Here is a 9,168-nt window from a genome sequence, read left to right on the forward strand (position 1 = left end):
GGCGCCTCACCGGGTCCGCAGCGTCTGCACGCGGCGTGCCGACGGTCCCGGGCGGCCGTCGGGACGTAGGCCCCGCACCCGGACGTCGATGCGGTCGCGGCGCTCGATCCCACCGATCGTGGTGCGGGTACGCCGCGTCACGACCAGCCGGGTGGTGCCGTCGCGTGGGTTGCGGATCACGACGCGGTAGCGCACCGCGTAGCGGGCCTTGCGCCACGACACCGTGAGGCGGGAGCCGCGGCGACGGAGCTTCAGACCGCGCACCCGGGCCGGCCGCAGACGGGGAGGAGCCGTGTAACGCGCGACGACCACCGCGGCGCGGGGCAGGCCGTCCTGCTCCACCAGGGCGACCACGGACCGGGACCGCCGTCGCAGATCGTCCGGGCGGAACCGGAGCGTGCCCGCGCTCCCCACCGCCGCGCCGAGCACGTGCTGGGCGCCGTCGCTGGTGCGCTCGATCAACGTGACGCGCTGCCCGTCGATGGTGCGAACGCGATACCGCACCGTGCGCGACCGGCCACGACCGCCGACCGTCGCGCTGACTCGGACCGCCGGAAGGCCACGAGCCGTGGCGATCCGGGACACCGCTGGCGAACCCGGTCGGGTGGCGACGGTCCAGCGTCCGGCGGGCGGGCGTGAGAGCAGGACGTAGGTGGTGGAAGAGGCCGCGTCGGCGAAGGCGATGAACCCTGGGCCCTTCACCGGAGGGCCTGCGTCGGGTGTCGTGACCTGACGCCCGTCCGGTCCGGTGAGCACGACCATCGGGGCGCCGCCGTTCCCGTGCACGCGGACCGCGGCCACGCGTTGTCCCGAGTTGACCGTGAAGCCGTCGGTGCTCCGCACGGCCCGCGCGGCAGCGCTCGTGAGGACGACCTCGTAGCCCGACAGGTCGCAGCCGCCGAAGAGGTCCGGTGTCGACGCGCCCCAGATGTACCCCACGCCTGCGGCGACGTCGACGAAGTCGCCGAGGAACGTGCCGCTGAACGAGCCGCAGGCGGCGATCCCCTTGCTCGAGGCCAGCACGCTGCCGCTGAGCAGCGGCATGCCGGCGAGGCTCACCGACGCGGTGCCCTGCGCGTTGAACGCCCCGCTGCTCAGGTCGATCGCGCCGTCGGCCTCCTTGATCCCGCCGGAGATCCCGGCCGGTCCCAGCGTCATCGAGACCAGGGCCCCGAACCGGAGGATGCCGTCGGTCGAGTACTGCACCGCTCCGCTGCCGATGGGGATGCCCGCGACCTTGACCTTGCCCTGCGCGCGCAGGACGGAGGGGCCGCTGCCCGGCAGCGTCAGCGACAGGCCGTTGCCGGAGGCGCTGAGCGCATCGACGGATACCGCCGCGACACCGCCGATCGACTTCCCGGCGATGAGGTCCACCCCACCTGCGATCCGACGGGGATCGGCCGAGAGCGACAGGTCGATCGCTCGCACTGCGACGAACGGCGGAACAACGGGAACCGGCTGCGGCGGCTTCAGGCCGGCGGTCGCGAACGCGAACGCGCCGTTGACGAAACCGAAGGCGACCTTCAGCTTGCCGCCTGCGCCGGGGGGTAGGACGAACTGCGCCTCTCCGGTGAAGATGCCGGGGTCGTCCTTGTAGGTGACCTTCAGCCCGCTGACGCCCAGGAGCCCCATCGACCCGTTCGGCACCGTGAACCGCATACCACTGGTGACGAGTCCGGAGCCGGTGGCGGTCGGGATCGTGATGTTGCCGGTGACCCCGTCGTCGAACGGCTTCGGCATGCGCACGTGCGTGGGGACCTCCGCCCCCTTCTTGGTGAAGAAGATGGTCGCGTCGCCGTTCACCGGGAAACCCAGCAGCTTCGTGCCCCCGACGTCGGGGAGGTCCGGTGACACCTTGCGCTTGCTCCCGGACGCCGCGATCTTCCAGTCGATCTTGCCCTTGTGCAGCTGCACCGGACCGGTCCGGACGCGCACGCTGCCCGTGGTCCGGATCCGCCGGTGGGCGACGTCGACGATCGTGCGTGTCGCCGCGACCGCCTTCGCCCCACCCGCAGTCACGGGCACGAGGTCGATGCCGTTGACGCTCACCGGTCCCGTCGCCTCGCGGCTGCCGTCCGATCGCTTGGCGAAGCACCCCTCGAGCGCCTCGGCGGTCACGACCCCGAACGTCACGGTCATCGGGCACGTCGTGCTCCCGGTGCCCCCGCGGGGACGGATCGGAAGGGCGTGAACGGGACCGCGACCGTTGCGGTCGATGACCGTCCAACCACCACCGTCCGGGGCCGTCGCAACGCGGAGGTTGTACGCGTCGCCGACCTGCGCGGCGGTCGCCAGGGCCTCCGCCCGGCTCGGTCGCCACGTCCTGCCGTCGTCGGAATAGCGGTGCAGCACCGGACTCGTGCCTGAGGTGCGCCAGACCGAGTGAAGCCGGCCGGAGCCGTCCTGGAACAGGTCGCCGAAGATCGGTGTCCCGACGGGGGTGACACGGGTCGAGGCGCCGAACGTGCCGTCACCCCAGCGCCGGACCGCATAGCGGCGTCGTCCCGGCGGCCCGTCCAGGGTCTGCAAGAAGGTGCCGCGTGGCCCGGAGGCGAGCCGGGTGTCCACGCCCGCCCCGGGGATCGCGGTGACCGGTCCCCACGACCCGACGTCGTTGAGATCTCCCGAACCGCCCCACAGTCGGAAGTAGGCGCCCTTGAGGTCGTCGAAGGCGGCGAGTGGGGTCAGCGGGTCGACGAGCGCCAGGGTCCCGTGGTAGGAGGGGTTGTTGATGCCCTGGCCCACGTCCCCGACGTTCGCGACCGCGCTGGTGAAGGCGCTCAGCGGAGCCGACTGCAGGAACGTCCCACCCGTGACGACGCTCGTGATCGCGGAGATCTGGAAGTCGCCGGGACCGAACAGGATGTCGCCGCTGGGTGACAGGGTCGATGTCCAGCGGGGCGGGGCAAACGACGCTCCGCCGTCCGTCGAGGAGAGCACGAACGTCTGGCTCCCGCCGAACGGCCCGTAGGTTCCGTCGGGTCGCGCGGCGTTGGAGCAGCAACGTCGTGTGACGAGGTGGATCGCCCCGCCCGGAGCGATCAGGACGCGAGGTCCGTCGAAGTCGTGGAGCGACCCAGGGATCGTGACCGCTCGGTGCGTGGCGCAGGTGGTTGCACCACGCGGGAGGCGGCAGTGGTGCAGGACGTCCGAGTCGCCGTCGGCCCGCACGTTCCACGCGATGTGGCCCGTACCCGTCGGGTCGACCGCGATGTCCGGCCGCTGTCCGTCGGTCGAGATCCGGACGGGTGCGCCGGACGCCGGCGTGGCGGCTGTTCCCACGGCTGCGAACGCCGCCAGCAGGACCAGCGTGCACGCTCGGCCGCGTCGGCCTCTTGGTCGGGGCGAAACAGACATGCCGTGATCGACCGTAGCTCCGACGACGGCACGTGACCTCCGTGATTTTCCGGTGTCTGCCGCGGATGTGCGGCTCCGGGATATCGTCTGGACCATGCGACCCGAGCGCGACCTGTTCGCCAACTTCGAGCGGATGCGCCGTGAGATGGACGAGCTGTTCGGCGACGTCTTCAGCACGGGCATCTCGCCGCGGCGGCGCGGCGGCTTCACCCCCGCCGTGGACGTGTTCTACGAGACCCCGGCGGGGGAGACGGCCGGCGAGGTGGCCCGGGCGGTCGTCCAGGCGGAGCTGGCCGGCATCGACATCGACGAGATCGGCCTCGAGATCCAGGGGCGGGAGCTCGTGCTGGCCGGCCACCGCCGTCCGACGGACAGCGAGGGACGGGTCTACCAGCAGCTCGAGATCGACTTCGGGCCCTTCCGGCGCGTGATCCCGCTGGGCGCGGACGTCGTGGCCGACGCGGCTCGCGCCACGTACCGCGACGGCATCCTGCGCGTGGAGCTCCCGCTCGTGAAGCCCGTCAAGCGGACGGTCAGGATCGAGACCGCCGAGCACGACGTCGTCGTCGAGCCCGACGCCTCCGGCGGCGAGCTCTCGTCGGGCGGGGAGGAGTCGTGATCGAGATCGCGGGGCACGAGGGGGAGCAGGACGTCACGGTCGGCGTGGCCGCGCGTGATCTGCCCGGCGCGCTGCCGGTCCTCCCCCTGCGCGAGACGGTGCCGCTGCCCGACTCGCTGACCCCGCTCGCCGTCGGGCAGGAGCGCTCGGTCCAGCTGATCAACGACGTGCTGGCCGGGGACCGGATGCTCGTGATGGTCGCGAGTCGCACGCCGGAGCTCGAGGCACCCGGACCGGACGACCTCTACGAGGTCGGCGTCGTCGGCCAGGTCGCGCGCATGCTCAAGGTCCCCGACGGGACGTTGCGGATCCTCGTGCAGGGGCAGCAGCGCGTGCGGATCGAGAGCTGGGAGCGCGAGACGCCCTACCTCGTCGGGCGGATCAGCGAGATGCCGGACGTCCTGGAGGAGAGCCCGCAGCTCACGGCACTCACGCGCAACGTGCAGGAGACGTTCAACACGATCGTCGAGGAGGTCCCGTACCTGCCGGAGGAGCTGCAGCTGGCGGTCTCCAACATCGAGGACCCCGCGGCCCTCACCCATCTGATCACCGGATCGCTGCGGCTGAAGACCGAGGAGAAGCAGGAGCTCCTCGAGGAGATCGACGTCGCCAAGCGCCTGCGACGCCTCGTCGAGGTCCTCGCCCGCGAGCTCGAGGTCATCTCGATCGGCTCGGAGATCCAGTCGCAGGTGCAGTCCGAGCTCGACAAGAACCAGCGCGAGTACGTCCTGCGCCAGCAGATGGACGCGATCCGCAAGGAGCTCGGCGAGTTCGACGAGTCCGCCGCCGAGGCCGGCCAGCTCCGCGAGCGCCTGGACGCGATCGCGCTGCCGGAGGAGGTCCGCACCCAGGCGATGCGCGAGCTGGGGCGCCTGGAGTCGCTGCCCCCGCAGGCCGCGGAGCACGGCGTGATCCGGACCTACCTGGAGTGGATCTCCGAGCTGCCGTGGGACACCCGGACCCAGGACGACCTGGACCTGCACCACGCCCGCGAGATCCTCGACGAGGACCACTACGACATCGAGCAGGTGAAGGACCGGATCCTCGAGTTCCTCGCCGTGCGACGGCTGGTGGGCGCGGAGGCCCAGCACCCCGCTGGCTCGATCCTGTGCTTCGTCGGCCCGCCCGGGGTCGGCAAGACCTCGCTGGGCCGCTCGATCGCCCGGGCGCTCGGTCGCAAGTTCGAACGCATCAGCGCGGGCGGCGTGCGCGATGAGTCCGAGATCCGCGGTCACCGCCGCACCTACATCGGCGCGATGCCCGGCACCATCATCCGGGCGCTGCGCGACGCCGGGTCCAACAACCCGCTGTTCATGATCGACGAGATCGACAAGATGGGCAGCGACTGGCGGGGCGACCCCTCCAGCGCCATGCTCGAGGTGCTCGACCCCGAGCAGAACGCGACGTTCCGCGATCACTACCTCGACGTGCCGTTCGACCTCTCGCACGTCATGTTCATCACGACGGCGAACACGCTCGACACGATCCCCGGGCCGCTGCGGGACCGCATGGAGGTCATCCAGCTCGCCGGCTACACCGAGGACGAGAAGCTCCAGATCGCCAAGCGCTACCTCGTGCCGCGGCAGATCGAGCGCAACGGGCTCAAGAAGTCGTGGATCGCGATCAGCGACGCGGCGCTGCGTGCCGTCATCAGCGACTACACCCGCGAGGCCGGGGTCCGCAACCTCGAGCGGGAGATCGGCACGATCTGCCGCAAGGTGGCGCGGACGATCGCCGAGCAGGCCGACGCCCACGGCAAGGTGAACGGGAAGGTCAAGAAGGTCAGCGTGGGGGAGGCCAGGGCGCGGGAGCTGCTGGGGCGCCAGCGGTACTTCAGCGAGACGCAGCGGCGCACCCGGGTGCCCGGCGTCGCGACCGGTCTGGCCTGGACCCCGGTGGGGGGCGACGTCCTGTTCGTCGAGTGGCGCGCGATGGAGGGCAGCGGCAAGCTCGTGATCACCGGGCAGCTCGGCGACGTGATGCGGGAGAGCGCCCAGGCGGCCCTGAGCCACGTGCGCGGGCGACGCGAGGAGGTCGCTCCCGACCTGGCCGCCGACTGGTTCGCCACGCACGACCTGCACGTCCACGTGCCCGCCGGGGCGATCCCCAAGGACGGTCCGAGTGCGGGCATCACCATGGCCACCGGTCTCGTCTCGCTCCTGACCGGTCGCCCCGTGCGCGAGGACGTCGCCATGACCGGCGAGATCACCCTCACGGGCCAGGTGCTGCCGATCGGCGGTCTGAAGGAGAAGGCGCTGGCGGCGCAGCGGTACGGGATCAAGATCGTCGTCGCGCCGCTGCGCAACGAGGCCGACACCGAGGAGATCGCCGAACATCTGCGCAAGCAGTTGGACTTCCGGTTCGTGGGTGAGCTCGACGAGGTGCTCGCGGTGGCCCTCGAACCGGCGAAGAAGCGCGCGTGAGCGCAGGCCGGCCGTTCGGCCTCGAGACGGTCGCCTGCGGCGGATATGGCCTTACGGAGGCGCCGCGGATAGCCGGTGACGGGACCGTCTGGTTCAGCGACGTGACGGGCGGCGGCGTGTTCCGGATCCCCCCTGGGGCGGACGCGCCCGAGGTCGTGGTGGCGGAGCGTCGCGGTGTAGGCGGTCTCGTCCTGCACGAGGACGGCATCGTGGTCAGCGGTCGCGATCTGCTGCACGTCCGTGCCGACGGGTCCCAGCACGTCCTGTTCGCGCCCGACGAGGACAGCGACATCACGGGGTTCAACGACTGCCACGTCGACGCCAACGGCTGGCTGCTCGCGGGCGCCATGCGGTTCCGGCCGATGCGCGGTGAGCAACCCGGGGAGGACGGTGGCGGCTACGTGCTCGTCGTCGGGCCGACCTTCGTGGCCGTGGCGATCGAGCACGGGGTGGACTGGCCCAACGGGATCGGACTGGCGCCCGATGGGCGCACCGCCTACGTCTGCGACTACCAGCACAGCCGTGTCCTGGCGGTCGGCGTGGACGGCGACGGCGCGCTGGACGCGTCGGGAGCCACCTTCGCCTCGGCGCCGGAGGGCTGGGGGTGCGACGGCCTCGCCGTGGACTCCGAGGGCGGGGTGTGGGTCGCAGGCGGGCAGGGCGGTGGGCTCCTGCGCTTCGCCCCGGACGGCACGCTGGCGGAGCGTCACGACGCGGTCGCCCCCTTCGTGGCCAGCCTGGCCTTCGGGGGGACGGACGGGCGGGACGTGGCGGTCACCGTGACGGGTGGGCCCGCCGGCGGCGAGGTCCTGCGTGGCCGCGCGGACGTTCGCGGCGTCGCGACGCCGGTGTGCACCGTGTGACGGGGTCCTCCCGTGGGTATGCTCGACGCAACCACCCCTGAACGACTCGAGCGGAGGACCATGGCTTCGAAGAAGAAGACCGCAAAACAGGCGGCAAAGGCAGCGCCGGTGACGGTCGCCGAGGCCGTCGAGGCCGTGAAGGACAACCCGTACGTGCAGCGTGTCGCCACGGACGACGAACTCCGCGACAACGTTCGCGTGGCGTTCGAGGCTGCCCGCGACGCCTACGAGCGGGTGAGCAAGGCGAAGAAGGGCAAGGTCGCCAAGACGCTCGCCAACGACAAGCAGCTGCACACGTCGCTGCAGGACGCCGCCGCGGCGCTGAAGGACGTCGGGAACACCCTCAAGGAGCCGGCGCCCAGCAAGCCGGCCAAGGCGGCCAAGAAGGCCGCGAAGAAGCGGGGCGGCCTCGGTCGCAAGCTGCTGCTCCTGGCCGTCGGTGCCGGGCTGGCGCTCGCGCTCTCCAGCGATCTGCGCGACAAGGTGCTCGACGCGCTCTTCGGCGCCGAGGAGGAGTTCGACTACACCTCGTCGACCGCGCCTGCGTCCCCGGCCCCCGCGTCGGGAGCCACGGCGTAGCGTCTGCCGTCACAGCCGCTGTTCGCCGACGGGCGCCCTTCCGGGCGCCCGTCGGCGTTCCGGGGCGTCGCGGCGCCCGCGGGACGTCGTAGGCTTGACGGTGATGGCGACCCCAGCGACCCCCCGGGCGATCGACGGCGAGAAGGCGCAGCGCATCGTCGAAGCGATGCGGCGCAGCATCGCGCAGCGCGGTGTGGCCGCCGCGACCTTCGATCACGTCGCGGGCGAGGCGGGCGTCAGCCGAGGGCTGCTGCACTACTACTTCGGCACGAAGGAAGCGCTGCTCGCGGAGGTCGTGCGACGCGAGTGCGACGTGCGGATCACGCAGCTCGAGTCGCAGTTGCAGGAGGCGGAGAGCGCCGACGCGTTCGTCGAGCTCCTGCGTACGACCCTCGAGCGGATGCACGCGGAGGACCCGGACTTCGTCGCGCTGCTCTTCGAGCTCTTCACCATGGCGCGGCGCAACGAGGAGCTGGCGGACGGGTTCCGCGAGGTGCTCAGCCGGACGCGTGAGCACGTCGCGGCGGTCCTCGAGGCCAAGAACGTGGAAGGCGTCATCGAGATCCACGCCCCGGCGGACGCGATCGTCGACGTGATCTTCGCGCTCGGCGACGGCCTCGCGCTGCGCATGGTGAGCGAGCCGGACCGTGACTTCTCGGCGTCGATCGCCGCCGCGACCGACGCGGTGCGGTCGCTCATCGCCTCCGCCTGAGCGGCTCGTGTGAGCAGACTCACACGCTGGGACGCCGCGTCCCGGCACGCTGACCGGGCTTGACTGGCCAACCAGCCAGTCGCAGCCGCGGACGCTCGGGGAGCGCCGCGGCGCTCAATCCGCTTCGGGAGGCCGTCACACACCATGCAGTCGCTCATGCTCCGACTCGACGCCGGCGTTCGTCGTCGCCGCCGCCTCGTCCTGGCGGTGTGGGCACTGGTGCTGGTCGCCGCGGTGCCGTTCGCGGCATCCCAGTCCGACAACCTGACGGGCGGCGGCTTCGCGGTCCCCGGGTCGGACTCCCAGGCCGTGGAGGCCGCCCTGGCCCGCGACCTGCCCGGAGCCGGCCGGGCCTCCCTCGGCGTCGTCCTCGTCCCCCGGGACGGTGCCGAGCGGACGCAGACGCGGTCCGCGCTGGCCGAGGTGGGCCGCGCCGTCGCCGCGACCGACCACGTCGCGCTGGACGCGCGGGCCCGGGCACGCTCCCTGCGGCAGATCGACCTGGCGCCGGCGAAGCCCGTGCTGGTGCCGCTCGCCGTCGCCGTCGACGACATGCAGTCCGTCGACGTCGCCGCCGACCTGCGCAAGCGCCTGGGGCTGGCCGACCGCGCGGCC

Annotated in this window: 6 protein-coding genes and 1 pseudogene; 6 read left to right on the forward strand and 1 reads right to left on the reverse strand. The window is 72.0% G+C overall.

Annotated features, from left to right (window positions below):
* Positions 1-6: 6 nt before the first annotated feature.
* On the reverse strand, positions 7-3,357 hold the full coding sequence (locus tag ABYE80_RS02255) for a hypothetical protein (protein ID WP_372788340.1): 3,351 nt from the start codon (positions 3,355-3,357) through the stop codon (positions 7-9).
* A 94-nt stretch (positions 3,358-3,451) separates the two neighbouring features.
* Between ABYE80_RS02255 and ABYE80_RS02260 the strand changes: the two genes are divergently transcribed.
* The 6 genes and pseudogenes from ABYE80_RS02260 to ABYE80_RS02285 all read left to right on the forward strand — a co-directional run.
* A complete protein-coding gene (locus ABYE80_RS02260; protein WP_372788341.1) occupies positions 3,452-3,976 on the forward strand; it encodes an Hsp20/alpha crystallin family protein in 525 nt (174 codons plus the stop codon).
* On the forward strand, positions 3,973-6,399 hold the full coding sequence (gene lon, locus ABYE80_RS02265; protein WP_372788343.1) for an endopeptidase La: 2,427 nt from the start codon (positions 3,973-3,975) through the stop codon (positions 6,397-6,399). The genes ABYE80_RS02260 and lon overlap by 4 nt, the downstream gene beginning before the upstream one ends.
* Positions 6,396-7,262, forward strand: a complete 867-nt coding sequence (locus tag ABYE80_RS02270; RefSeq protein ID WP_372788344.1) for an SMP-30/gluconolactonase/LRE family protein — start codon at positions 6,396-6,398, stop codon at positions 7,260-7,262. The genes lon and ABYE80_RS02270 overlap by 4 nt, the downstream gene beginning before the upstream one ends.
* A gap of 60 nt (positions 7,263-7,322) precedes the next feature.
* Positions 7,323-7,841 (forward strand): hypothetical protein, encoded by a 519-nt coding sequence (locus tag ABYE80_RS02275; protein ID WP_372788346.1) that lies wholly within the window; start codon positions 7,323-7,325, stop codon positions 7,839-7,841.
* Positions 7,842-7,944: 103 nt separating this feature from the next.
* Positions 7,945-8,553, forward strand: a complete 609-nt coding sequence (locus ABYE80_RS02280; protein WP_372788348.1) for a TetR/AcrR family transcriptional regulator — start codon at positions 7,945-7,947, stop codon at positions 8,551-8,553.
* Positions 8,554-8,709: 156 nt separating this feature from the next.
* Positions 8,710-9,168: pseudogene (locus tag ABYE80_RS02285) on the forward strand (hypothetical protein); the annotation flags it as partial.

Origin of the sequence: Paraconexibacter sp. (genome assembly GCF_041602235.1) — a bacterium.
Classification (GTDB): domain Bacteria; phylum Actinomycetota; class Thermoleophilia; order Solirubrobacterales; family Solirubrobacteraceae; genus Paraconexibacter.

Bases quoted from the DNA above. Each gene is read 5' to 3' on its own strand.
- ABYE80_RS02260 (WP_372788341.1), top strand. From the start codon at position 3,452: ATGCGACCCGAGCGCGACCTGTTCGCCAACTTCGAGCGGATGCGCCGT.
- ABYE80_RS02275 (WP_372788346.1), top strand. From the start codon at position 7,323: ATGGCTTCGAAGAAGAAGACCGCAAAACAGGCGGCAAAGGCAGCGCCG.
- ABYE80_RS02255 (WP_372788340.1), bottom strand. From the start codon at position 3,357: ATGTCTGTTTCGCCCCGACCAAGAGGCCGACGCGGCCGAGCGTGCACG.
- ABYE80_RS02280 (WP_372788348.1), top strand. From the start codon at position 7,945: ATGGCGACCCCAGCGACCCCCCGGGCGATCGACGGCGAGAAGGCGCAG.